24 protein-coding genes are annotated in these 25,852 nt (G+C 41.9%); 14 read left to right on the forward strand and 10 right to left on the reverse strand.

The genetic code is table 11. From position 1 onward, the window contains the following. Positions 1 to 259: 259 nt before the first annotated feature. Together egtD and HWQ37_RS06210 are read right to left on the reverse strand one after the other, a co-directional pair. Entirely contained in the window at positions 260 to 1,297 is a 1,038-nt protein-coding gene (gene egtD / locus HWQ37_RS06205) for an L-histidine N(alpha)-methyltransferase (protein ID WP_292744978.1), read from the reverse strand. A 381-nt stretch (positions 1,298 to 1,678) separates the two neighbouring features. Further along, on the reverse strand, positions 1,679 to 2,791 hold the full coding sequence (locus tag HWQ37_RS06210) for a HalD/BesD family halogenase (RefSeq protein ID WP_292744979.1): 1,113 nt from the start codon (positions 2,789 to 2,791) through the stop codon (positions 1,679 to 1,681). Positions 2,792 to 3,283: 492 nt separating this feature from the next. Between HWQ37_RS06210 and HWQ37_RS06215 the strand changes: the two genes are divergently transcribed. Then, positions 3,284 to 4,162, forward strand: a complete 879-nt coding sequence (locus HWQ37_RS06215) for a M48 family metallopeptidase (protein ID WP_292744981.1) — start codon at positions 3,284 to 3,286, stop codon at positions 4,160 to 4,162. Between the two features lie 148 nt (positions 4,163 to 4,310). On the opposite strand, the gene HWQ37_RS06220 is transcribed toward HWQ37_RS06215, so the two are convergent. Next, positions 4,311 to 4,499 (reverse strand): hypothetical protein, encoded by a 189-nt coding sequence (locus HWQ37_RS06220; protein WP_292744983.1) that lies wholly within the window; start codon positions 4,497 to 4,499, stop codon positions 4,311 to 4,313. Between the two features lie 61 nt (positions 4,500 to 4,560). After that, positions 4,561 to 6,222, reverse strand: a complete 1,662-nt coding sequence (gene cimA, locus HWQ37_RS06225; protein ID WP_292744985.1) for a citramalate synthase — start codon at positions 6,220 to 6,222, stop codon at positions 4,561 to 4,563. Between the two features lie 75 nt (positions 6,223 to 6,297). On the opposite strand from cimA, the gene HWQ37_RS06230 reads away from it, so the two are divergent. From HWQ37_RS06230 to HWQ37_RS06255, 6 genes are all read left to right on the forward strand, one after another. Beyond that, the gene (locus HWQ37_RS06230; RefSeq protein WP_292744987.1) at positions 6,298 to 6,636 is read left to right on the forward strand and encodes a 2Fe-2S iron-sulfur cluster-binding protein; all 339 of its coding nucleotides are present in this window, start codon (positions 6,298 to 6,300) and stop codon (positions 6,634 to 6,636) included. Between the two features lie 17 nt (positions 6,637 to 6,653). Next, a complete protein-coding gene (locus tag HWQ37_RS06235) occupies positions 6,654 to 7,049 on the forward strand; it encodes a hypothetical protein (protein WP_292744989.1) in 396 nt (131 codons plus the stop codon). Between the two features lie 119 nt (positions 7,050 to 7,168). Next, on the forward strand, positions 7,169 to 9,178 hold the full coding sequence (gene thiO / locus HWQ37_RS06240) for a glycine oxidase ThiO (protein ID WP_292744991.1): 2,010 nt from the start codon (positions 7,169 to 7,171) through the stop codon (positions 9,176 to 9,178). Between the two features lie 236 nt (positions 9,179 to 9,414). Continuing rightward, positions 9,415 to 9,594 (forward strand): photosystem II assembly protein Psb34, encoded by a 180-nt coding sequence (gene psb34, locus HWQ37_RS06245; RefSeq protein WP_292744993.1) that lies wholly within the window; start codon positions 9,415 to 9,417, stop codon positions 9,592 to 9,594. Between the two features lie 267 nt (positions 9,595 to 9,861). After that, the gene (locus HWQ37_RS06250; protein ID WP_292744995.1) at positions 9,862 to 12,072 is read left to right on the forward strand and encodes a tetratricopeptide repeat protein; all 2,211 of its coding nucleotides are present in this window, start codon (positions 9,862 to 9,864) and stop codon (positions 12,070 to 12,072) included. A gap of 617 nt (positions 12,073 to 12,689) precedes the next feature. Continuing rightward, on the forward strand, positions 12,690 to 13,406 hold the full coding sequence (locus HWQ37_RS06255) for a choice-of-anchor K domain-containing protein (RefSeq protein ID WP_292744997.1): 717 nt from the start codon (positions 12,690 to 12,692) through the stop codon (positions 13,404 to 13,406). A gap of 143 nt (positions 13,407 to 13,549) precedes the next feature. On the opposite strand, the gene HWQ37_RS06260 is transcribed toward HWQ37_RS06255, so the two are convergent. Then, positions 13,550 to 14,677, reverse strand: a complete 1,128-nt coding sequence (locus HWQ37_RS06260; protein ID WP_292744999.1) for a site-2 protease family protein — start codon at positions 14,675 to 14,677, stop codon at positions 13,550 to 13,552. Between the two features lie 169 nt (positions 14,678 to 14,846). Between HWQ37_RS06260 and HWQ37_RS06265 the strand changes: the two genes are divergently transcribed. Beyond that, the gene (locus HWQ37_RS06265; protein ID WP_292745001.1) at positions 14,847 to 15,377 is read left to right on the forward strand and encodes a hypothetical protein; all 531 of its coding nucleotides are present in this window, start codon (positions 14,847 to 14,849) and stop codon (positions 15,375 to 15,377) included. A 492-nt stretch (positions 15,378 to 15,869) separates the two neighbouring features. Here HWQ37_RS06265 and HWQ37_RS06270 read toward each other — a convergent pair whose 3' ends face one another. Together HWQ37_RS06270 and HWQ37_RS06275 are read right to left on the reverse strand one after the other, a co-directional pair. Then, positions 15,870 to 17,582 carry a putative bifunctional diguanylate cyclase/phosphodiesterase gene (locus tag HWQ37_RS06270; RefSeq protein ID WP_292745003.1) on the reverse strand — a complete coding sequence of 571 codons (1,713 nt, stop codon included), beginning with the start codon at positions 17,580 to 17,582 and terminating at the stop codon, positions 15,870 to 15,872. 521 nt (positions 17,583 to 18,103) lie between these two features. Further along, positions 18,104 to 18,799 carry a 5'-methylthioadenosine/S-adenosylhomocysteine nucleosidase family protein gene (locus HWQ37_RS06275; RefSeq protein WP_292745005.1) on the reverse strand — a complete coding sequence of 232 codons (696 nt, stop codon included), beginning with the start codon at positions 18,797 to 18,799 and terminating at the stop codon, positions 18,104 to 18,106. Between the two features lie 488 nt (positions 18,800 to 19,287). Between HWQ37_RS06275 and HWQ37_RS06280 the strand changes: the two genes are divergently transcribed. Together HWQ37_RS06280 and HWQ37_RS06285 are read left to right on the forward strand one after the other, a co-directional pair. Beyond that, on the forward strand, positions 19,288 to 19,689 hold the full coding sequence (locus tag HWQ37_RS06280; RefSeq protein WP_292745007.1) for a phage holin family protein: 402 nt from the start codon (positions 19,288 to 19,290) through the stop codon (positions 19,687 to 19,689). 124 nt (positions 19,690 to 19,813) lie between these two features. Beyond that, positions 19,814 to 20,005, forward strand: coding sequence for a YqaE/Pmp3 family membrane protein (locus tag HWQ37_RS06285; RefSeq protein WP_292745009.1), 192 nt, complete (start codon positions 19,814 to 19,816; stop codon positions 20,003 to 20,005). A gap of 457 nt (positions 20,006 to 20,462) precedes the next feature. On the opposite strand, the gene HWQ37_RS06290 is transcribed toward HWQ37_RS06285, so the two are convergent. Further along, complete coding sequence (locus tag HWQ37_RS06290; RefSeq protein ID WP_292745010.1) at positions 20,463 to 21,269, reverse strand: histidine kinase; 807 nt, start codon at positions 21,267 to 21,269, stop codon at positions 20,463 to 20,465. A 191-nt stretch (positions 21,270 to 21,460) separates the two neighbouring features. Between HWQ37_RS06290 and HWQ37_RS06295 the strand changes: the two genes are divergently transcribed. The 3 genes from HWQ37_RS06295 to HWQ37_RS06305 all read left to right on the forward strand — a co-directional run bounded on the left by HWQ37_RS06295 (position 21,461) and on the right by HWQ37_RS06305 (position 23,207). Then, positions 21,461 to 21,685 (forward strand): hypothetical protein, encoded by a 225-nt coding sequence (locus HWQ37_RS06295; protein ID WP_292745012.1) that lies wholly within the window; start codon positions 21,461 to 21,463, stop codon positions 21,683 to 21,685. Positions 21,686 to 21,740: 55 nt separating this feature from the next. Beyond that, positions 21,741 to 22,076, forward strand: a complete 336-nt coding sequence (gene petJ / locus HWQ37_RS06300) for a cytochrome c6 PetJ (RefSeq protein WP_292745014.1) — start codon at positions 21,741 to 21,743, stop codon at positions 22,074 to 22,076. 111 nt (positions 22,077 to 22,187) lie between these two features. Next, positions 22,188 to 23,207, forward strand: a complete 1,020-nt coding sequence (locus HWQ37_RS06305) for an aldo/keto reductase (RefSeq protein ID WP_292745016.1) — start codon at positions 22,188 to 22,190, stop codon at positions 23,205 to 23,207. A gap of 231 nt (positions 23,208 to 23,438) precedes the next feature. Here HWQ37_RS06305 and HWQ37_RS06310 read toward each other — a convergent pair whose 3' ends face one another. Then, the gene (locus HWQ37_RS06310; RefSeq protein ID WP_292745018.1) at positions 23,439 to 24,218 is read right to left on the reverse strand and encodes a glucosamine-6-phosphate deaminase; all 780 of its coding nucleotides are present in this window, start codon (positions 24,216 to 24,218) and stop codon (positions 23,439 to 23,441) included. Between the two features lie 220 nt (positions 24,219 to 24,438). On the opposite strand from HWQ37_RS06310, the gene HWQ37_RS06315 reads away from it, so the two are divergent. After that, positions 24,439 to 25,125, forward strand: a complete 687-nt coding sequence (locus HWQ37_RS06315) for an HAD family hydrolase (protein WP_292745020.1) — start codon at positions 24,439 to 24,441, stop codon at positions 25,123 to 25,125. Positions 25,126 to 25,367: 242 nt separating this feature from the next. On the opposite strand, the gene HWQ37_RS06320 is transcribed toward HWQ37_RS06315, so the two are convergent. Continuing rightward, positions 25,368 to 25,852, reverse strand: a 485-nt coding sequence (locus tag HWQ37_RS06320; protein ID WP_292745021.1) for a PadR family transcriptional regulator, incomplete at its 5' end; no start/stop codon positions are given.

Here is a 25,852-nt window from a genome sequence, read left to right on the forward strand (position 1 = left end):
ATATCTTCATAGTAACAACAGAAAAACACGATCTCTTTTGATCGTGTCACTAAATTTTGCTTTATGCCTAGTGGTCTGTCCCATTAATTTTGAGGGATAAAAAACGAACCGCAAAGGACGCAAAGAGCGCAAAGGAAGAAAAGTTAAGAATAAGTTCACCCATTATATTTAATGGGACAGACTATTAGTACAGTTGTGCATTAACAATGCAGGATACTGCTTGGGAGCATCCCAATCAGGCATCTCGACTCAATGCTTATTATTGCCTCTGAGATAACAATAAACCATACCACTGATTTGGATCAGTCCAGATTTGAAGCGATCGCAAGCCAAATGACTGGAGTTTTTGTTGTATGGAATTCAACTCGAATTTACGAGCAAGTGCCGTTAAAATCAACTCGTCTAGCTCCAATTCAATATTTAACTCAAGAGAATCCAACTGGATTGTTTGCTTTTGTAGGCTTTGCAGGTAAATCTGCATCTGTTGTAAAGATTCGTTGTAAAAGACGCGATGGTCAAATTTGGTAGCATCAAAGTTACCCTGAAATTTTTGATTAAGGTGATGCAGTATGTTGAAATTAAACTGAGCGTTCACACCTTGGCTATCATTATAGGCGGCCTCCAACAGATGTTTCGATTTATGCAAGTCGAGACCTAAAAGAAAGTATTCGCCAGGTTGCAAAGCTGTGGCAACCTGGGTGAGTAAGACATCAGATTCCTGCCGATTAAGACCACCCAAAGTGCTACCAATAAAGCAAATCATCCGAGTCGGTAAGCTGGAGGGTGCTAGTTGTAAAAGTCCCATTTCAAAGGTGCTGACTAAACCCTGAATTTGAAGTGATGGATAGTCATCCAGCAAAGCCAGACCACTGCTCTCTAGAATGCCAGCACTAATATCAATAGGTAGATAGCGCATTAACGAACCCAGTTGCTGATAAGCGTCAAGCAGGATACGGGTTTTTACAGCGTTTCCACTCCCTAGTTCCACAAGTTCGCAAGCACCAGTCATCAGTACGATTTCACTCGCACATTCTTGCAGAATAGCTGTCTCTGTCCGTGTGAGGTAATACTCTGGGACATCACAAATTTGCTCGAACAGTTGAGAACCTCGGTCATCGTATCGGTAATGCATAGGGATGGATTTAGGTGTCCTCTTCAGGGACTGCACAACATCACTACCATCGCTAAATCCTATTTCTAATAACTGTTTTGGGTTGACTAAATATTCTATTTGCCAACGTTTTTGCTGCGCTCGTTGACTACCTTGAATTTGGTGATTTTTTGTGTTTAAAAACATAGTAATGTTACCTGACAGGACGATCAGAAAGTATGTAAGCTGATTGAAAAAAAGGCAAGGGATCTCTTAGTTCTTAGGAAGAGGGATGGGAAATATGGGGATTCAACCTCACATATTGCGTTCAATCCCGTAGGGTACGAGAACACAAGCGTACAAGTGGAAGACTGGGACTCATGTTTCGCTCAGATCCACGGATCTTGAAAGGGGTCATTTCCCTTTGCCTCTTCGTTGAGTGATTTGTTTGGGTTCTAGAACACCGATTCATTAATAAAACACGAGACAGAGAAAGCCTGTTTTAACGTCTTATACAACCAAATATTCCTTGTTGCAGCAACAAAAAATCGGATTTTTGGTCATGGTTCTGAATACTGAATCGGTGTTCTAGCTACCGTAGTAGAGCATTTTGCTCTCATCGGTCTGTTCAATGTCGGCGATCGCCGCTTCTACATCCGCAATTGCTGAACGTAAAGCAGCACATAGGGCAGTGCGATCGTTAGTAAATGGAAGTTCTTGAATCATCGCATCTAGTTGGCTACGAGAACGCCATGCCTTATATCGTGCCCATTCAGGAAACAGTACATGATGTTCATCTACTGCTTTCATGTCTGCGAAGCGGGATTGGTCAGGAAAGTTCACGTCCAGAGAAACATAACCATTCACCATAGTAATTCGCTCTGCTGGATACATGAGGCCAGTAGCTCGATGCATCACCATATTGCCTTGTTGCAGCACGGCATAGCCAGCACCTGGAAAAACAGGAGTGATAATGCGGTCTTCGGGTAAGTCTTCAGCATACTTCAGGATTTCTGCTCCTTCTTCTTTAGTGCCATTGAAGTACTGAAACTTACCTCCTAATAACTGGGAAGGGTCTGTTACCATCAGTACATAGTCAAAGGCGATCGTATCAGTGTGCCATTTGTCAACAGCTTGGGTTAGGTCTTGCGGTGCAAAGTTAAAATGACCAAGCATCAAAGGCATACTATGTGGCGCTAATGGAGTACCAGCAATTTCAGATAGGAATTCAGTTACAACAGGACATAGGCAAAGATCGCGTACAAACTTAGAACGGTAGACCGCACCACGAACCATATTGGGAATCCGCTCACAACCCTGCCTGTAGCGCTGTAACGCTAAACTTACTTCATATAGTGCCGCTACACCTGACTCTGAGAGTAGTCGTATGGGGCTAGTAATTGCTAAGTTGGTAGGAAACTTAGCGATTATTGATTCTTCATAACCAAGATCGCCTAAACGATAGATTGTGGTCGGTTTTTCTAGTGCTAAATGACGTTGAGGATTATATATTATTACCTCATCTGGCAAATACTCATATCCTGGTGGCGAGCATTGCGGAAAGCAGATAGGTTCCGCAAATACAACGCTCTTTGGAGCAATATTATGCGTATCTGGAGGCAGAGCTATCAATTCAAGTAATTCGGTACTCGCTTGTTCGGTGATTTTCTCTGTCACGGTTTCTAAGTGCTGTTTTTGCATACTTTTATTTCATCAAAGTATATTTTTTCTTAATTTGAAAAAAAAATCAACAATCTCTCTTAATATATTTGATGATTATGCGGTTTTCTGAAAACTGTGCATAATTCCATTTTCTTGTATATGAAAACAACGAATAAAGCTTAATAGTTAAAAGTTAAGAAGTTATTATTACTTGTTAAAATCTAATATCTGATTCATAAACAAAAGCTTGAAATGCCATTCGCTTTAGGGACTTTCAGAAAATAAACAAAAAAGATACGGTTTTTAGTGTTTGCCTGGATATTATAATCGATAGTTTGGTATAAAAGCTACTGAAGAACCGAATAATGAAATGCCGTACTTAGTTATCTCAACGTTATCTCAACGATGGATAAGGGTTTTAAGAGTATGCAAGAAAGAAAACCCCCTACTCAAATCGTTATACTAACTGTGGGAGGCTGTTTATCTATCAGCCAGATTCCATAGTTGTGTTTTTTTATAGCTTGCTGCACTATGTCCTTCTTCAAAACCCCGCTAATTGGTTTAAAAGCTGACTCATTTCGTCATCCATTAGACCTGGAAGCTACCAGAGCGCTCAAGCAGATACCAGGCATAGATATGTTGGTGCGAAATTGGCTTGGGCCAATGGCAGAGCAGGTTTTCTATGTGGAAAATATCGCCTCCAGCATTTTGGTGGGTGAAAAGCAACTCCCCAATTTATACAAATTGTTGTTAGATGCCTGTAAAATCCTGGATATAGATCCTCCCCAGTTGTACGTCCGGCAACATCCGGCTCCCAACGCCTATACTTTTGCTGTGCGGGGTAAGCAGCCTTTTGTTGTGCTACACACTTCGCTGATTGATATGCTCACACCAGAGGAAATACAGGCAGTAATTGCCCATGAGTTGGGGCATCTCAAGTGTGACCATAGTGTTTATTTGACTCCGGTAAATTTACTCATTTTAGCTGCGGCGATTGTGCCTAATGTCGGAACCTTCGTTGCCCAAGCTATACAGGCGCAACTTTTGGAATGGGTACGTTGTGCTGAGTTTACCTGCGATCGCGCCGCATTACTAGCAACCCAAGACCCGAAAGTTGTCATGTCGGTGTTGATGAAGTTGGCAGGTGGTTCGCCCACCTTAGCGCCCCAACTGAATCTCGATGCCTTTGTTGCCCAAGCCCGCGCTTACGATGATATCAGCAAGACAGAACTGGGTGAAATGGTCAAAGCTGCCCGTACAGCGCAATTGACCCATCCAGTGCCAGTACTGCGGGCGCGAGAAATTGACCGTTGGGCAAGCAGCACAGAATATCAAACTCTGTTGCAAAGTCACGGATTGAAGTCTACTAATAATGAAGTTGCACCCAAAGGTGGATGGCGCAATTGGTAGAGCTACTATTCACAACCGTTTTTTCGCTACATACAGTGTATTTCAGGTAAATGAAGTACACGAGTAGGCGCACAACACGTTCATTGGTGTCAACTTAAGCCAAAACCCTTTTAAAATCTCGTTTTCAGCCTCTGGCTGGAAATGCTACTCATTCAGGCTCTGCCGCCAGTTCGGGAGGCGGAGCCTCAATGAGGGGCATTCCCAGTCGGAGACTGGGAACGAGATAATCTGCTAATTTCTTCTTTCTTGGCGTACTTGGCGTACTTGGCGGTTCGTTCTTTATTTCTTGTACTATGGGCGCATCTTCATACAGAATTGGTATAAAAAGCGATCGCACTTTGGCGATCGCCCCTTCCGATCAAAAAATGCAAACTTCCCTACACTACATATCCCATTTGTCAACTAGAAGCTTTTAAAGCTGCTTCCGCTTGGGAATGTAACAACAAACCGTATTCCAACCCCTCGACCACCGCTTGATACGAAGCCACCAAAATATTGTTAGAAACTCCTACCGTCGTCCAGCGTTGGCGACCATTGCCCGATTCTACCAACACACGGGTTTTCGCCGCAGTCCCCGTATGTCCGTTGAGAATCCGTACTTTGTAATCTGTCAAATCAAAAGTTGCAATTTGAGGATAAAAGTTCACCAAAGCCTTACGTAAAGCCGCATCCAAAGCGGCAACGGGGCCGTTACCTTCCGCCGCCTCCAAAATATTTTTCCCCTCAACAGCAACTTTGACTGTAGCTAAGGCATTGCTGGTTTCTTTTTCCTCAATCAAGTCACAATGGACTTGAAAACCTTTAACTTCAAAAAACTTCTGGCGACCTCCCAAAGCTTCGTGCATCAACAGTACAAAACTGGCCTCTGCGGCTTCAAATTGAAATCCTTCGCTCTCCAAATCTTTGAGACGCTGGAGAATTTCTCTAGCCTCTGCCTTTTGCTGATCCAATTCAATACCAAAACTGCGGGCTTTAGCTAAAACATTACTCAGTCCAGACTGTTCTGAAATCACAATGCGACGACGATTGCCGACTTGTTCCGGTTGAATATGTTCGTAAGTTAGGGGATTACGTTCTACGGCTGATACATGAATACCGCCCTTGTGGGCAAAAGCCGAACGTCCGACAAAGGGAGCATGTTCATCTGGCGCAAGGTTGACTACCTCACTCACAAAACGACTAGCTTCTGTAAGTTGTGTAAGCTGGTCTTCTGTGATACAACTGTAACCCGCCTTCAGTTGTAAATTGGGAATTAACGAACAGAGGTTAGCATTACCGCAACGTTCGCCATAACCGTTAATTGTCCCCTGTACCATCTTTGCCCCTGCCATCACAGCCGCTATTGCATTAGCAACCGCCATTTCCGAATCATTATGAGTATGAATTCCAATTTGCGGAATTGTCCTTTGTCCTTTATCCTTTGTCATTGGTTCTTGACTAATGACCAATGACAAATGACTAATGACATCTTGCACAATTTGGCTAATTTCATGAGGTAAAGTGCCACCATTGGTATCACAGAGGACTAGCCATTCCGTACCAGATGCGATCGCAGCCTCTAATGTCTCTAAAGCATAATCTCGATTGTGCTTATAGCCATCAAACCAATGTTCGGCATCGTAGATAATCCGACGACCTTGAGAACGGAGGTACTCAATGGTGTCACGAATCATCGCCAAATTTTCTTCTAATGTCGTCTTGAGTCCTGTTGTCACGTGTAAATCCCAAGACTTGCCAAAAATCGTTACCCAGCGAGTTCCCGCAGCCAAAATATCCTGTAGCATCGGCTCAGTGGCGGCAGTGGAGTTAGGGCGGCGAGTCGAACAAAAAGCCACAATTTCAGCCTGTTTGAGCGGATCTTCTTGGAGTTGCCAGAAAAATTGTACATCCTTGGGATTGGCACCAGGCCAACCGCCTTCAATGAAGGGAATTCCCAGTTGATCGAGTCTACGGGCAATGCGTAACTTATCTTCTATCGATACAGATAGCCCCTCGCGCTGAGTGCCATCCCGTAATGTAGTGTCATAGAGCCAAAGTTGAGGTGAAGAATTTGTGGTCATAAAACTGGGACCGACGAGACAACTTTCGAGGCAATGTGTCAATATACAACAAAAAGCCAGTTTGGCAATTTAAAAATGCCTAAAGTAATAGCTGAAGGTAAAACAATTGATTGCGAGCATGGAAGCAATCTCCGCAAGATTTTGCTGCAAAATAGTATTGATCTCTACAATGACGGTGCTAAGGTAATAAACTGTCGGGGCATTGGCAGTTGCGGCACTTGTACGGTTAAGGTAGAGGGCAAAGTATCAGCAGCGAACTGGCGCGATCGAGCGCGGCGTTCGCTTCCTCCCCATTCTCCTACAACAGACTTACGTTTAGCTTGTCAAACTCAGGTTTTAGGCGACGTGAAAGTGACAAAGTTTGATGGATTTTGGGGACAAGATTCTCGAATAGTGTGGACACCAAAAGGTTAAAAAGGAGTTAAGACAAGATGGGTAGATGGACACCCTTAATTTTAATGGCTGGAGGTTTAGCCATTCTGCTTGGTACATTACTAGGCATCAACTTTCCGATGGGCGTACAAACTGCTAACGCTCCCAGTGACAAGAAATCAGAAGTCTTGCCAGCTAATATCAATGTTAATAGCAGTGCTGGCAGCAAGAATGAAGAAACTGCAACAGAAGGAAATGAAACAACCGAAACAAACCAAAACAAGCGCAGTATTGTAGCCCCAAGACCTGACAACAGAAGTAACGTTGCCCAAAATTCTGCCGATGACTCAACTGACAGTACAACAGACGGCAATACAGATTCTTCACAAACAAACACAAGTACACCATCTAGCGATAACAATCAAGGCAACGAACCAATTCGCGCCTTGTGGTAAAGATAGATCCGTCTATAGTTACGAGTTATAAGTTATAAGTTATGAGTTATTAGTTATGAGTTATTAGTTATGTACTAATGATAAATGGCTAATAATAGATGACTAATGACTAATGACTAATGATTAGTGAGACTGTAATTATTGGTGGCGGCGTTATTGGTTTAGCGATCGCCATTGAACTAAAATTGCGCGGGACAAACGTTACCGTGCTTTGTCGTGACTTCCAGACTGCCGCCACCCACGCCGCCGCCGGGATGTTGGCACCAGATGCCGAAAACATCCCAAATGGGGCAATGCGTTCATTGTGTTGGCGATCGCGTGCCTTATATCCCGACTGGACGCGCAAATTAGAAGAACTAACCGGCTTAAATACTGGCTACCGATCCTGCGGTATCCTCGCACCCGTCTTGGAAGAGGCAGGGGGGCAGGGAGCAGGGGGAGCAGGGGGAGCAGAGGAGCAGAGGAGCAGAGGGGAAAGTCTATCTGCCTCTTCTCCCTCATCACCGGCTTACTGGTTAAATAAAGAGGCAATCCATCAATATCAGCCAGGATTGGGAGCAGAGGTAGTTGGTGGCTGGTGGTATCCTGAAGACGCACAAGTTGATAATAAGGCTCTAGCTCACGTATTATGGACGGCGGCTGAATCTGTTGGTGTTGAACTCAAAGACGGTATTACAGTAGAAGGATTTTTACAGCAGCAGGGACAAGTGGTTGGCGTGCAAACTAATGCTGGAATAATTCGCGGCGCGCACTATGTTTTAGCTTCAGGTGCTTGGTCAAATGAATTATTACCGCTACCCGTGCTACCCAGAAAAGGACAAATGCTGAGTGTGCGGATACCAGAAGTTTCGCCGGAATTGCCCTTAAAGCGGGTTTTGTTTGGGCAGGATATTTATATCGTACCAAGACGCGATCGCCTGATTATTGGGGCAACAAGTGAAGACGTTGGTTTTATCCCCAACAACACCCCAGAAGGGATTCAAAAATTACTACAAGCTGCTATCCGGCTGTATCCTCAATTAAAGCATTATCCCATCCAGGAGTTTTGGTGGGGATTTCGCCCAACCACCCCTGATGAATTACCCATCCTGGGAACTAGCCACTGTCAAAATTTAACCCTCGCTACTGGTCATTACCGCAACGGAATTTTACTTGCGCCCGTAACCGCCGCCTTGATTGCCGATTTAATCTTAGAACAAAAGTCTGACCCCCTACTTGCTGATTTTCACTATTCGCGCTTCCAGTCCAAGCCATCTACCTCCACCCCAATGCTGACTAACTCTGCTAATTTCTCTAATGGACACCGTACCTCAGACGCGATGAATCGCGTCTCTACAAATTCCCCACTAATTATCGCTGGCAAAACCTTCCAATCCCGCTTGATGACGGGAACTGGTAAGTATCGCAGTATTGAGGAAATGCAGCAAAGTGTCGCCGCCAGCGATTGCCAGATTGTCACTGTGGCAGTCCGACGGGTACAAACCAAGGCTCCAGGACATGAAGGTTTAGCTGAAGCCTTAGATTGGACAAAAATCTGGATGTTACCCAATACCGCAGGTTGTCAAACTGCTGAAGAGGCGATTCGGGTGGCGCGTTTGGGGCGAGAAATGGCGAAATTGTTAGGGCAAGAAGATAATAATTTTGTCAAGTTAGAAGTAATACCAGACCTTAAGTATTTACTCCCAGACCCGATTGGGACACTGCAAGCAGCAGAACAATTAGTTAAAGAAGGTTTTGCAGTATTGCCCTATATCAACGCTGACCCTATGTTAGCCAAGCGTTTAGAAGAAGTAGGCTGTGCGACAGTCATGCCTTTGGCATCGCCAATTGGTTCTGGACAAGGACTAAAAACAACTGCAAATATCCAAATTATCATCGAAAATGCAGGTGTGCCGGTGGTGGTAGATGCTGGTATTGGTTCACCCTCAGAAGCCGCCCAAGCAATGGAATTGGGGGCAGATGCCTTGTTGATTAATAGTGCGATCGCACTTTCTCCAAATCCAGCAGCAATGGCTCGTGCCATGAATTTAGCAACAGTCGCCGGTCGTCTAGCATACCTTGCTGGCAGGATGCCTATCAAAGATTACGCCAGTCCTAGTTCACCCCTGACTGGAACGATTACTAGTTAGGGAATAGGGCATGATGGGGAATGGGGGGCAGAGGAGACAAGGGGGACAAGGGGACAAGGGGGAATTATTGAACAAGTCTCTCCCTTGTCTCCCCCCTCTTCCTTGTCTACCTTGTCTCTTCTCCATGCCCAATCCCCAATCCCCAGTCCCCAATGTAACGATTTATCTAGCAGTTTAAGACCAGATTTACCATTTATGTAACATTAAGTTAACGATAAATATAAAGGAATTCATTCATGCCCTATACCAATGAAGAAGGCGGTCTTCTGAATAATTTTGCTCGGGAACCAAAGGTTTATCAAGCAGAACCTCCCACAGCAGGGCAAAAGCGAACTTATCTCATACTAGGAATTGCCGCTACAGCTTTGGTTGTCGGCTTGATTCTAGTCGCCTTCTTTGTTTCTAAGAGCAGTTAATCGTAAAACATCTTAAGAAAACTTCATCTTCTTTATAGTTTCTCAGGTTCCGATTTTAAGAGGGGCCTGCTTTTTTATTTTTTGTTAAAATTAAACTAGGAATGAAAGTATATAATTATACTTTATTCTTCTTGCTAGAACTAAAGACTCAATATATCCTGATTAGCACAACATAATACTTGTTAAAAATAATTTTTATTATGAGTTTAGCCAACTTGAATGCACCCAGAAAGGTGATATGTACTGTGTTTTGGCTCTTGAGCCGCTATGAGCGTGAATGATACTGCACACAAAAATAATTCTACTTGGAATCGGCAAGTATACCACCGCCTGAAACTTGCCTTAAGTCTTGGCTTACGACGGCAAATTCTTCTGGCAGTATGCGATGATTTATACCTGAGAAATCAAGTAGCAGCCCGTTTGCATTCTACATTGGCTTATCCTGTAGGACAGGTACTATATCAGTCATCAAACGGTCAGGAAAATAGCACTCCAGCTTATCCGCGATTAGTCACATTGCGTTTAAATTTAAACGATCCCAATCCTCTAATCCAGATTAATCAATGGTTGACTAATTATCCACCGCCAATTGTTGGAGCATCAAAAGATAATCCTGGAAGACCTTTTCCAGTACCAGCATTTCAGATTGTCGGCGTGGAGCATCTCACTAAGCAACCAGTGGCGATACAGCGTTTATTTTTGCACTATCTCCGCTTAAGCGAACAATATTTCTCTACACAAGAATCCAGCCGATTTCTAGAATCTAATTTGCTGTTGTGGATACCGCGTCCTTGGTTATCGGCTATCAAGCAGTCAGCACCACAGTTTTGGCGTTGTCGTACTGGCGTATTTGTGTTTGCTGGAGAACCCACACCTGCAACTCAGAATTTGGGCTATCCAGAACGTTTTTCACGTTCAGGAAGCTTGGATTTAGGGAATATTGAGCAGTCGATTCTAGATGAATCAGCTAACCAAGCAGAACTCAGAACTGCGGCTACTGAGTTCAAGTTTGAGAATAATTCTAATTTCCCAGTAGAGGTACAAGGGAATCGCGTACACAAAACTGAGGAAGTTTCACCATCAACAACAGATTTATTGAAGGCTACGCCACAACAACAGGAATCTACGAATCGGTCTGGTGGGAGTAATAATCAATCGCTGTCGTCTTTATCTTATATTAGCAGTGAGTTAACGGAGCTAGTAATAGCAACAATCAATACAAGTATTGCTCGAAATACTGAGGATTCCTTACAACCACAGCAGATTTTATTGGAGATTGAAGAATTACACGAAAAGCAGGTTTCAGAGGAGATATTGGCAGAGGCTTATCATCGCTTAGGTACTTTATACCGCCTTCGCATTGAGCAAGGAGAGTCAACTTTAGAAAATCTGATGGTGGCAATTATTGCTTATCAGGAGGCAATTAGCTATGACGAAGGCTCACCACAACTCCCAGATATCTTGAATGACTTGGGTACACTCTACTGGATGTTATATCGCACACCACCGAATTCTGAGGAGGGACAAACTTATATAGAACAGGCAATAGAATTTTATCAGTTGGCCTTAAAGATGATTTCGCCCCAGACACATTCGGAAACTTACGCTCGTGTGCAAAATAATTTGGGGACAGCCTATGGTGATTTAGCTCGTTTTTCTCAACCATCTGAAAATTGGCAGTATGCAATATTAGCTTACAGTGAAGCACTCAGCTACCGTACAGCCGATATGGACTCCTTAAAGTATGCGGCTTGTCAGAATAATTTGGGTACTGCTTACTGGCATTTAGGGCAATACAACCAACCGATTGTGCATTTAAAGAAAGCGATCGCAGCTTACAATGAAGCACTTGTACACTACAACCCTGAAGAGGAACCACTCAAATATGGCATGATTCAAAACAATATCGGTACTGCGTGTTGGAATCTGGCACAATACGAACAACCTGCCCAAAATCTCCAGGTAGCCATAGATGTTTATAGCGAGGCTCTCAAGTATCGCACTCCCGCTAATGTTCCCAGTGCGTGCGCTGCTACACAAAATAATCTGGGTACTGCTTATTGGCATCTAGCCAACCTACCTGAGACTACTAAAGAGGCACGGCAAAATTATCTGCAACTATGTATCAGTGCTTACGAAGAAGCTATAGCTTTGGCTGACTCACTTAGCAGTACTTCTTTAAGTTTTGATTTGCTTGCTTCTTATAATAATCTGGGACTAGCACATTATCAGCTAGTAATAGATAAGTCTTTTAATGGCGACAAAGCAACACGCTCTCAACACTTGGAAGTAGCATTAGATAACCATTTGCAAGCCTTAAACGGATTAAGTAAACAACCAGAAGTTTATCAAACAACCTTCGCTTATGTGGTGAAAACTATTCGTGCTTTTCATAATGAATTAGGGATACAGGGACAAAATCTAGCTTTATCTAAAGTTCCTAGCCAATTGTTGCCAGAGATTTTGTCAAAATTATGAATCACATTTCTCCCCATAGCGCAGCTACGGTGTACACACAAGTCGAAAAAAGCTCGATTTCCCATTGTTCTCTCGTTTATCTTGTTTATCTCGTTTTATCTCGTTCCCATGCTCTGCATGGGAATGCCTGATTAGAGGCTCCGCCTCCAGTTAGACGTTGAGTCAGAGACTCAATGAATGCATTCCCAGGCGGAGCCTGGGAACGAGGAAAGTCTTATTAAGCAAGGTTTTTAGGGCTTGTGTGTACACCGAGGGGAATGCCAAAAATAACTTGATATCAGCTTGACAATTTGTCAAAATACGTTATAACGGTAGCGATGTCTACGATGGTAACAGAGCGGCTGGTGAGCGGAGTCGAACCATGTCAAGCTGCGCGAACGTGGAAGCAAGCTACGCCTACGCAATTACTGTTTTACTAATTACAAAGTAGTGAAATATCTTAATAACCCATAATCATAGCTTAATAAATATAAAGTATTCATTAATTTATTTTGAAATATACATAAATATTTTATAAAAAAAACAATAAGATATTGGCGTATTTTCCGTAAATTTACTAAGGTAGACTGAAGGCCTACTCGAAAGAAGTTCCAGGATGATAATTAGAACCTAGAATTATGAAACTAAGTTTTGTTTTGGCTACTGCTATATCTAGTTTTTTTGTGAGTTCGACCACAGTATTTGGTTTCTCTGGTCAAGCACAGGCTCTAACTTTTGCTGGCTTTTCTAGTGGTACATGGGGAAATCCTACCCCAGGAAGCACCGATACTAATCCCATATATACAGGTGTGGGAAGCAACATATTTACTTCGGGTAAACCTAATTTGTCGTCACAACTTCCAAATAAACTAACTTTTAATGGAAATTCATTTTCTGCGGGCATTAACTCTGTATTTAAAATAGGTGATTTAACTTATTTTAATGGAACGATACTCACCGATACAGGTATTGAATTTGTACCTTTAAATCTCAATCTATCCTTGAGTTCTCCGGTGGGAACCAGCCAAGTTTTTGACTTCAACTTGCATCTAGTAAATACACTAAACGACCCAACAGATCCTGAAAAGAGTGCAGACTTTTTACTTTTAGACACAAATTTCAGTAATCGCAGTTTCACCTTTGGAAGCAATAAATACACTCTTGAGCTAGTCGGCTTTAATCCAAGCGGTCGCCAGATAAGTCTTAAGGCTTTTGAAGAAGCTACAACTACAACAGCTATTTATGCCAAGATCAAAAATATACCCGAACCTGCGCCAGTGGTGGGTCTATCCTTACTAGGGATATACTTGATATCTCGTAAAAATTATTGGAAAAAAAATACTAAGAGCTTTTAAATATGCTTTATTCAAAACCATTTTAGAGACGTAGCAGTACTACGTCTCTAAAGGGGTTTTTCACCAAAGGTCTAATTTATTTTGCTGAAAATCCTTAATTTTGGCGATGAATCACAGAATCACAGACGCGATGAATCGCGTCTCTACAAGGCAGGGTTAGGTTGGGTTCGGCTTTGAAGTAGCTGAATAATTGCAGCTTTTTCTAAGATTCCAACTAGAACACCATTCTCACGAATCACGGGAAGCACAGATAGTTTTTGTTGTTCGAGTAACTGCATGACTTCTAGCAGAGGTTGATCTGATTGGACTGTGGTAGATTCGGTAATTGGTCGCATGATTTCTTTTACTTGAGTTTCTGACCACAGTGCTGTGGGGATGGTTCTTAAATTATCAATTGCGATCGCACCTACTAATTGTCCATCATCATTAGTCACTAAGAACCGATGCCAGTTTTGCCCACTGATGACTCGCTCATCGGCAAATTCTCTCAGAGTAAGATTAGCAGATACAATCGGGCTGTCATGAGTTACAGCATCCTCGGCTGTCAAACCTGTAAGTTTTTCTTGCACTCTGGCAAATTGAGCCGAATTACCAGCATTTTGCAACAAGAAGAAGCCAATTAACAAATTCCAGAAGTTACCGGAGTTGCCAGATAATAATAGGGGAAGTACACCGGAAAGAATTGCTACCCAACCAAATATTTGTCCAACTCGACTAGCAAAGGTTACACCTTTATAAGGATTACCTGTAATTTTCCAAACAATAGCTTTCAGTATATTTCCACCATCTAAGGGCAAGCCAGGAATCAGGTTAAATAGCGCTAATGCTAAATTAACAGAAGCTAGAACACCAAGAATTGCAGCTAACGGCCCTGATGCAGCAGTAGTAATACCAATCGCTGTAAGCATACCGCATAGTAGTAAGCTTACTATTGGCCCAGCGATCGCAACCCAGAAAGCTTCACCTGGAGTTTTCGACTCTTTTTCTAAGCTCGCCAAACCGCCAAATATAAACAGCGTGATGGATTTGACATCAATTCCCTGACTAATTGCAACAAAACTGTGGCCTAATTCATGGGCGACGACAGAGGCGAATAACATCAGCGCTGTCATCAATCCTAGTAGCAAAGCCAACCCCGCAGACAACTGGGGAAATTGCGCCGCCAGTCCACTGCTATAGCTCCAAGTTACTAAACCCAGAACTAAAAACCATGACGGATGGATATAGAAGGGAATTCCGAAGAGATTCCCAACGCGAATTGTGCCATTCATGTCGTTCACCTTTAATTTCAGCTTCGAGAGGTTTGCTTTCGTTCTTCTTGATGTCTTTATTGTAACGAAAGGTTAAGAGATTTTAATATTGATGGCGGTAGTGGTGTCCGTCTGTAAAGGTGCGGTTATTGGTAATATTGGAAGCAAGAGTTTAAATGGGTATATTAGAATGAAAACTCGTAATGCTTTCGCCACGTTAACGATTTATGTATTGTCGGCACTCACTATTCTGGACTTCGTAAGTCTACACAAAGTCCAGGCTGAATCTACAGTCGAAGCTGAATCCATAAGAGATTGTCGCAAACTCGTGACAGGCACGTACCTCACGACACTCTCTACCTCTACTAACTTCGGTAGGGTTCGTGGGATTTTAACGTTCAATCGAGACGGCAACTTTGTTACCACTGCCTCAATCCAAGGTGGTGTTCCCAAGACCCCACCCTTTAGTAATGTACAGGGCAGTTGGAAGTGTACCTCTTCGAGAGAGATTACTGCCACGGGACTCGACTTCACTTACTCAACAGCGACAGTACCCGGCTCAATTACCAGAAGCGATTTTCGGGCGACATTTGATCCAAAAGATGGGATAGTGCAAGCAACAGCAACACTGAAGTCGTTTAATCTAAATGCAAATCCGCTCAAAGATTATGCCCCGGTACAGCAGACGTTCACTTTCACGGGGCAACGTATAAAACCGTAACTTCTCAATAAATACGGGGAAGTTGTTTGTAACTCATCAAATGGTAGAGAAACAGACTGTGCTGGAGAAGGTTCCGCAACTTCGAGCTTTTAAGTTGTCTTTGTTGTCTTCCACAACGACAACTTAAAAGCGCCTTGGTTCTTCATACTCTTTTTTTGGCGAAGGTATTGAGAAAAGCAAGTATATAAGTATATTTCCAAGTAACTCTCACTACCTCTCGATCGCCTAGACCTTGAACGAGTACACTTTGCTAATCATAGTTGCCTTACAAGCTCTATTTCATGCCATTGCTCAAGCTCAAGATGAACAGATTTTGCGATCGCACACATGGTTGCAAAGCTTTCCACAGTTTCAAAATAAATGACCTTTTATTCGCCTCATTAATAAATATAATAATCCCGAATTTCTCTCCTCATCTCCCCCTGATAACTTTTTCTAGCAAAATTCTAGTGAAACATTATCAGGGGTGTATTTTCTGGCTTAGGTATCCACTTATGTGGGAATTGTCGCCATCTGCTGAGAAGTTTTCTGCAACATTGGGGTAATTATATCTGCGGGCACAGGACAACTGAAGTAGTAACCCTGACCTTCATCACATCCTTGCATTTTCAGATAGTCAAGCTGTTCTTGGGTTTCCACACCCTCTGCCGTGATGTTCAATCGCAGACTTTTTGCCAGGGCAATAATCGCATTAGTGACGGCGGCACTATCAGGATTAGATATGACATCCTGTACAAATGATCGGTCGATCTTGAGCATATTCACAGGAAAGCGCTTCAAGTAGTTGAGGGAGGAATAACCAGTACCGAAGTCATCTAGAGCCAACCATATACCGAGTTCTCGTAACTGTTTTAAAGTTTTAACCGATCGCTCCATGTCAGCCATCAAGAAGCTTTCCGTCACTTCCAATTCTAGGTGAGATGCTTGCAGTCCAGTCTCCTCAAGAATTTGGTTGATGACCTCAACTAGATACGGTTGTTCAAACTGTCGGGCTGAAAGATTCACAGATATCCGAATTGGGGTAAATCCAGCAAGTTGCCAAGCACGGTTTTGGAGACAAGCAGTTCGCAAGACCCATTCGCCAATTGATACGATCGCACCATTGGTTTCTGCAATGGGAATAAACTTTATGGGAGAAACTAAACCCAATGTCGGATGCTGCCAGCGAACCAATGCTTCCATAGCTGTAATTTGTCCGGTGTGTAAATCAATCAGAGGTTGGTAAAAAACCAGCATTTCATTACGGTCAAGCGCTCCATGTAATTCATTTTCTAAAATTAGTCGCTCCTGCAACTGAGCATTAATTTCCGGCGAATAGTATTGGTATTGGTTACGCCCTTGCTGCTTCGCTTGATACAGTGCGATATGAGCCTGTTGCAAAAGTTGATCTACGCTATTAGGATCATTTATTCCATTAATTGTGATGCCAATGCTGGCGGTGAGATGAATCAAGTTACCCTCTAGAGAAAAGGGTTTACTTAGAGTACTCAATAGCATCTGAGAGAGCTTAATCACACTTTCAAAAGAAACAATATCTATACGAGCAATGGCAAATTCATCTCCACTCAAATGGGCAAGAATATCTGTTTGTGCCATGCAGGATGATAACCTTTGAGCAACTGCTCTTAACAACAAATTTATTGTTTCATGCTCCAACCCATGACTCATACCAGTGAAATCATCAATACCCAACAAAAAGACAGCTACAAGACGCTGGTTGTTTTCAGGTTGAGATAGAGTCTGATGGAGGCGATCGCAGAATAAATCACGATTGGGTAATCCAGTTAGATCGTCATAATTACTGATGTAGTGAATTAATTCATCTAATTTGTGAAGAGTTTGTGAGGTATCCGCCATCAATGTACCGGCTTCATCAACAAAATCTGTGGGCAATTCCGGTAAGGTTTTGGTGTTTAGATAATTTTGCAATGCCGCAGATGTCAAAATAACAGGTTGAAGGAGGTGGTGTAGCGCGTAAAGGGTGGCGGCTGTACCCGCTAAGGTAGCCAGCAGAGCAATCAACATAACTCGAATCGCCATCTCTAAGGAATAGGAGTTTGAGATAACGAAACTCAAGAGTAAGCTTAGAAGTGGTATATGAGTACCCAAAAATGCCACCAACATTATTTTACTGGTGTAACTTTTTTTGAGTAATGGAAAACGAGCTAAAAACGAGTATAGATAGAGCTTGTGACTGAGCTTCATAAAATCTGTTCGGTAGTTGGTAAATTAGTTCCGAGCTATTTTTGCAAAAAGATATTTTTGATTGACAATTCAGTGAAATTAGCTCTCATGGAACCCAACCCTGATAAGGTTATATCTTATGCTTCCCAATCTAGGTTTCTATTTGATATGTATAACGATAAAGTTTTTGTAAAGCTTATTAAAAAATGAATTTCACTTTAATATCTAAATTATGTTAATGATTGTTATTAGTTTTTCTTCAAGCGATTTAAGAGCAAAAAACATATAAAAATCAGATTTTATGGGGAGAAATTATTTTTTATAACTAACGGTAGAGACGCAAAAAAATTAAAAAGAGTACGCACCGTTCTTAAATCATTTGTGAACAATAAGATCCCCGACTTCGTAAAAGTTGTCGGGGATCTAAGTCTCTCGATTTTTACAACTCATTTAGGATTGCTATATCTGTTCAAAAATCAAATATGATTGCTATATTTTGTCAGGACACAACATTGCTATTACCTGACTGCGTGGTTATTTACCTAAAAATTTTGATTGCTATAACCTGAAAAGAGGAGATTTGTAACTTCCTCTAACACCTTTAATGCTGTTAATGAACCTCGAATCAACCGAGTAGCGGCAAGGGGTTGTCGAAGCATTGCGATCACTAACGGAAAAGGGTTTAGGGAGCCATCAGAGTTAATTGCTGGTGTAAGATCGGGGATATTATGCTGGCAATCGTCGCTGACTATTCGCAGCATTGCCACAGACACCCCAGCCGGATTGAAAAATTCTAAAGCCGTAAATCCTTCCATATCAACAACATCAGCCGCCAAAGTCTTACCTAAACGCCGTTTTTCAGCAGCAGACGAAATCACGCGATCGCTTGTCACTGACTTGACTAAAGATGCTTTTTGTGATATCGAAGAGTGCAATTGGGCTGTAAAGGTGCGATCGCATTCTTGTAGTTTCCCCTGATAAATACAATCTTGATACAGCACAATATCACCAACTGTATAGCGATCGCTCAAGCTGCCACATATACCCATAATCAGCACTCTGGATTCTGGGACGAGAAATTGTCCTTGTTGCAGGTATTTGAGTAAAGGCTTCATTCCCACAGGTATGGCTACTACTGTTGGAATGAAGCCAGTAACACCCCTTAATCCGCGACACACAGCTTGATATTCTGCTCCTTGAGGCACCAGAATTGTGTTGATGGGCAAAAAATTAGACACTAGTTCTCTCAACAAAACCAAGTTTTATCTTTGAAGTTTCCTTTTGCATTCCAGATTCGATCATATCTGAGTCACAATAACTAATATAAACTTACGCGCTGAAGCCTCCACTTGCCGCAATTGCTCAATCAGATTCGTACCCCAGGGCAAACGCATCAAAATTAGACATGGAGATGTGGTATAGTCATGGGTTATAGTTTTGTCAGCATTTCAGGCGATCGCAACATTGATAAATTAAGTTAAAAGGGTTTGGCGCAGCCTCACAAAGAAATAAATGGTATTAGTGCTGCTACGTCTCTACTCCTATGTCTAATGTATGAGCGTACAGATATGCACCCATAAAATGTATTTAGAACCGCTATAGTTTTTTCAATGATAGACCTAATGGTAGAAAGAAATTCTCTCTTGCAAGAGAGGTGAAACCCTAGCAGATAGTTAAAGATGATATAAGAAGTCGCAAAAAAATCTCTAGTTATTAGGTAAAAACAATGTTGACTCCATTTTTAACCGCCCTCGCTACAGCTTTAAGTCTGTTGATTGTTGATTTAGTTGTTCCAGGCGTTAATATTGCTAATTTCCCCGCAGCTTTGATTGCTGCTTTAGTAATTGGTCTGATTAACGGTTCAGTTAAACCAATTCTTTCTACTCTTTCTCTACCACTTAACTTTCTCTCATTTGGAGCATTTTCGCTCGTCGTCAACGGTTTGTGTTTCTGGTTAGCATCAGTGGTAGTCCCTGGTTTCGCAGTTCGCGGAATTATTGGTTTCCTGCTTGGGCCAGTAATTCTAACTTTTGCTAACACCTTCATTAACAACTACTTTGTTGAAAGAAATCTTTTAACTAGCAGTGGTGATGTAAAAAATCAAGCTGAATTACCCTCTTCTAGATAAGTTAGAGCGAGTGGAAACGCCAGTTACATCACGTTTCTCACCTACATAAAATCTCCGAAGGTGGATTTCCTAATTCGGTATCTCAAATGAATGTAATTAAACAAAATCACAAAGTTGTAACATCATGAAATTAGTTCGTTTTCTTCTAGGTTTGTTAGTTCCCCCTTTAGGCGTTTTCTTGACGGTTGGGGTTGGGCCAACTCTGTTTATTAACATTTTACTCACCGTTTTAGGTTGGCTTCCCGGTAGTATTCATGCAATTTGGGTTATAGCCAAACATGATGAACAACTCAATCGAGAAGGACGTATTTACTAAAATACGCAATAGTAAAGCCCTCATCCCCCAACCCCTTCTCCCAATATTGGGAGAAGGGGAGCTAATTTAAAAGTTCCTCTCCCCAGTTGGGGCTATGGTGTACACACAAGTCTGAAATAGCTGATTAACCAAGGTTTTACCCCACCCTAACCCTCCCCTTGCAAAGGGGAGGGAACTAGAGTTTCTTGTTTCCCCCCTTGGCAAGGGGGGATTAAGGGGGGTAATTCGAGTTGTGTGTACACAGTAGCCTTGCAAAGGGGAGGGAACTAGATTTCTTATTTCCCCCCTTTATAAGGGGGGATTAAGGGGGGTAATTTGACTTGTGTCTATACGGTAGCCCTAGTTGGGGAGAGGGATTTAGGGTGAGGGCTTTTGATTCATGAAAACTGCTGTTTCAATAAAATAGGGTGGGAATTTACCCACCCTACTTTTATAAGTAAATAAACTTTAAAACAGTCTATTTATGAATAGTCTCGCGTTCTTTTTCTTTAGTAGTTGGTTCCTTATCTTTGAATAAGTCAGCCGCAGTTAAGAGTAACTCTCTCAAGGTTTGTTTGATTTGGCGCTCTTTTCTTGCTAGAGATGTACCAGCTTCACCCAGCTTATCTTCTAGTTGCGATCGCTTCTGTTCTACCTGTACAGCTACAGACTCTGCTTGGGGACGAGCTTTATCATACCAGTGTTTAGCCTCGTCTAGATAATCTTGAACTTCCATATTACGTCCGCCATAGCGTGCAGCCATATTAGCTCGAACAATGGCTAGCTGCGCTTGCAGTTGCGCGTAACGTTTCTTTAACAATCCAACTTCTTCACTATCTTTAATAGCATTGACAGCAGAATCAATTGCAGTTTTGGTACTAGCAGGTTTTTCCTTACCCGTCTCTTCAATTTCTGCCAAAATTACATCAACTTCTTGCTGGAGTTGTTCTTCTTCACCATCAAGTTGAGCTTGTAGCCTTTTTATATCTGTTTTAGTTTGAGTGATGCTTTCGTGTCTTTTGCTATTAATCCCTTCCAGCGCTCCTTCAATGGAAGCTGTTACTTCATCTTTCAGTTCGCTACCTTTTTCTTGGAAGTTTTCAATTACCGCAGAAACAGCATCTTTCACAATACTACGAACTTCACTTGAACCTTGTTTAAACTCAGAAGCCACTTGAGAAACTGCGGATTTGACAATTTCTCGAATCCGGTCTGTTCTTAATTGTCCAGTTTCTTTTGCTTGTTGTAAGTCGGCTTGAATTTGCTGCTTGATATTGTTAGACATTTTCAACTCTGGGGATTTAACTAGTTTGGATAAAATTTTCTAGAGATGTTCCTACATCAACATTATGGCGTAGCCTGATTAAGCTAGACACTTCCTTTAGATAGAAAATTCTAGCCCCAAAGAGGTGATGTGTAAGATGTTGCCCATTTGTGAGATGATGAATATTTAGTGGCAGTAATTGGGAGTGAAATATGTGGCGAGTAAATATTACTTGTTCGGGTGATGCATGGAAAATCTATGGTGTTGATTTTAAAGCGATCGCAGCAAAATATCAAGGTGAATTGATCGGTTCCAAAAAAATGCCAGATGGTACGCGCATCATGTCCTACAAAATTGAGGATGCTAGCGATGCAGAAGCTTTTCAAGAAGATTGTGCAAATTTTACTGGATTTACAACTGACTTTGAATCACTCTAGTATTGCTTCTAACACTTATACCTGCAAGCAGTATGTCCAAATTTGGAGAAATTAATTGAAAAAACTACTTACATTAGTATTCGTAACGTTTTTGTTATTAATCAGTACTTTTACTTTACCTGCTAGGGCAGCAGACACAGTTAACGGCGAACAAATATTTAGTGTTCATTGTGCTGGTTGTCATATCAACGGCAGCAATATAGTTAGACGTGGTAAAAATCTCAAAAAGCAAGCCCTGAAAAAGTATGGTATGGATTCAATAGAGGCAGTTACATCTATAGTAACCAATGGTAAAAATAATATGTCAGCCTACAAAGAACTACTCACTGAACAGCAAATTCAAGACGTTGCTGCTTATGTTCTTGAACAATCTGAAAAAGGCTGGCGTTAAAAACTTAGGAGTTGGGAGTTAGAAGTTAGAAATTAGGAATTATCAGTTATGATTTATCTATTAGTAATTCTTAAGTCTTCTCATTCCTAACTTTTCACTCATAAATTGAAAATGAACTTACCCGCAGCTAGTCGTCTCCAATTTACTCCCGATTTGAACATCTGCCGCATTTTAAATGGGATGTGGCAAGTTTCCGGCGCACACGGACAGATCAATCCCAATGCTGCCATTGAGACTATGTTCAAATATCTAGATGCTGGCTTTACCACTTGGGATTTAGCAGATCATTATGGACCAGCAGAAGATTTTATTGGTGAGTTTCGTTGTCAACTAATTGATACTCGTGGGAAAGATGCTTTATCTCAGGTGCAAGCTTTTACAAAATGGGTTCCTCGTCCAGGCAAAATGACGAAAAAACTCGTTGAGGAAAATATTGATATTTCCCTGAGAAGAATGAATGTGCAATCGTTAGATTTGATGCAATTCCACTGGTGGGAATATCAGGATAAAAATTACCTGGATGCCCTCAAATATATGGCAGAACTTCAGACTGAGGGTAAAATTAAGCATCTAGGTTTAACTAATTTTGACACAGAAAACTTAAAGATTATTACCGAAGCAGGGATTAAAATCGTTTCTAATCAAGTGCAATTTTCTCTGGTTGATCGCCGCCCTGAAGTTAATATGGTGGAGTTTTGTCAACAGCATGATATAAAACTTTTTACTTACGGTACACTATGCGGTGGTTTGTTATCAGAAAACTATTTGGGGAAACCGGAACCAAGAGGATTCGATCTCTCTACAGCTAGTTTGAAAAAATATAAAAATATGATCGATGCTTGGGGTGGTTGGCAGTTATTTCAAGAGTTGCTAGCTATCTTAAAGGAAATTGCTAATAAGCATGGGGTAAGCATTTCTAACGTGGCAGTGCGTTACATTTTAGATCGGCCAACTGTGGGCGGTGTGATAGTTGGTGCAAGACTTAGTGTATCCGAACATATAGAAGATAACGCCAAAGTATTTAGTTTTAGTTTAGATGCAGACGATCGCGATCGCATCAATGCAGTATCTCGCCAATCACGCGATTTGTACCAGCTCATCGGCGATTGCGGTGACGAATATCGGCGATAATCATCAGTATGGCGGCAAAATAAATGTACCTTCGCTACTTTTACGCTGCTAAGAGGTTGTTCGCGCATATTTCCAATAGCCTAGCTTTCAAATACCAAGCGCGCCCGGATCAAAGCCCTCAACAATTTATTATGCAGAAACTTTCTATTAGGGACTTCCAAATAAAAAAAGATCCAATTAATTCTTGTATGGTATAACTATCTTGGAAGATTAAGGCGTATGTGGAGAAGTTTAAGATGGTTCTAGTAAACTAGCAGAATTAACATCTAAAAACAACGTCGCTTGAGTTTGTTGACGAAGAATAGAAGCCGGACAGTCTATACTAATAGATTCTTGCAGTATCTTTTTTACCACATTCGCTTTACGTTTTTCTGGAGCAAGACAGATAATTTTTTTAGCTAAACAAATCGCCGGAAGGGTGACAGTAAAAGCATACTGTGGGACAATTTCTAGATTCGGAAAGTGACCTGTACTTACTTGTTGCTGACGGTTAACTGTATCCAGTTTCACCAATTTCACGCTGTAAGGATCTTGAAAATTTGCTACAGATGGATCGTTAAAAGCTAAATGTCCATTTTCGCCAACACCAAGACAGCATAAGTCAATCGGTTGAGCTTGTAATAATTTAGTGTAGCGATCGCACTCTGCTAGTGGTTGTAATGTATCACCTTCTATATAGTGAAATTTCTTAGGAGCAACCAGTTTCTCTACACGTTCTCGCATATAACGCCGAAAACTTGCAGAATGGCCAGCACTAATTCCCAAATATTCATCTAGATGGAACAGAATAATCCGTGACCAATCTACACCACCCAATGCAATCAAAGCATCAAGAAATTTGAGTTGAGAATTACCTGTGGCTAACAAGAGAGCAGCTGTATCCTGTTGCTTGAGAACCTGCTGTAAGTATTTTTGCACAATTTCAGCAACATCTTCAGCCATTTCGACTTCAGAGTTGTAAATCTGCACTAGTAAATCATCAACATGAAAAAAGTTTGTAGCGGCTACCATTTGCTTACATCGAAGGTTATCAATTATACGGCAGTTTATTAATAGATTTTACCTGTCTGCCCCTATATGCCCGGTCCAGTATAGATTTTAGGATTTAGCAGATTGATTAATGTGTAACTCTTAAGATTTTCTTCCCCAATCTCCAATCCCCTGTAAAGACAAAAAACAATGTAAACTATTTAAATTAAGTTAACAATTATTTACATTTTACCTAAAAACCATGCTGGCTGCAATTCTCTTTGACCTAGACGGCACTATTGTCAACACTGACCCCATACACTACCGAGCTTGGCAGGAAATGTTGTTAAATTACAGCATAGAAATTGACGAAAAATTTTATAAATCCCGAATTAGTGGAAGACTAAATCCAGAAATTGTTAAAGATATTCTGCCACAATTATCAGTAGCAGAAGGGCAAAAATTTGCAGACGAAAAAGAGGCGCTTTTCCGCAAACTCGCCCCACATCTCAAACCTCTAAGTGGATTTTCTCAACTACTAGAATGGACAGATACACATCAATTAAAACGTGCATTAGTAACTAATGCTCCTAGACTAAATGCAGAATTTATGCTAGAGGTTTTAGGGATCAAAGAAGCTTTCCATACAGTTATTTTAGCGGATGATTGTATTGCAGGTAAACCCGACCCTGCGCCTTATCAAGTTGCCCTAAATAAGTTGGGGATTACAGCAGAAGAAGCGATCGCTTTAGAAGACTCTCCCTCTGGCATTCGTTCAGCAGTAGGCGCAGATATCCCCACCATTGGTATAGCGTCCACCCACGATCCGCAAGTTTTGCAGTCAGTTGGCGCATTTATGGCAATTCCAGACTTTACTGATTTGCAGTTGTGGACATTCCTGAACTCACTCATCGAGCCAGATTTAAGTGCGATCGCTTCCACTTTTTAACCGAGCCATATCACGCAAGGGTGGTGCGCCAAACAACCGACTGTATTCACGGCTGAACTGTGAGGGGCTTTCATAGCCCATGTAATGACTGACACGGAAGCCAGCAAAGGTATGCAGGAATTCCGCAAAATCGCGCTTCCGGCTGAAGCGATCGACTAAGCAAACTACTAGTTTTGAGGGTTTGTAGTAAGCACTTTAGTGCTTAGAAAATAAGGACTAAAGTCCTTACTACAAGCCTTTACTTACTTTTCAGCCAGAATCGCGTAAATTTCTCGCTTAACTTGCTCTAAAAGCTCACGCACCCGATTTATCCGCTCCATATTGCCACTACGAGCAACCTGCACCACCGCAGCAGCTAGTTCTGTGGCGGCATTCCGCAACTCAATAAACTCTTGGGGCTTACCTGTAACAAAACTTTTGAAGGTATCCCAAGGAGAGTCTGAAGGTTCTTGTTGGGTACGTTCTGCTAATAATTGTCTACCCTCATCCGTAATCGTGTAAATCCGCTTGCCACCTTCCTGGGCGCTCTTGAGATAACCACCTTCTTCCAGCAATTGGAGAGTTGGATACACTGAGCCAGGACTGAGGCGACGGAAACCACCATGACGAGTTTCCATTTCTTTAATCAAGTCGTAACCATGACTAGGATGCTCGGATAACAATTCCAGCAGAATGAACTTGATGTCACCCCGACGAGTCCGATATTCATCTCCCCAACCACGACCAA

The sequence above is a fragment of the Nostoc sp. NMS4 genome, from assembly GCF_017115095.1.
Classification (GTDB): Bacteria; Cyanobacteriota; Cyanobacteriia; order Cyanobacteriales; family Nostocaceae; genus Nostoc.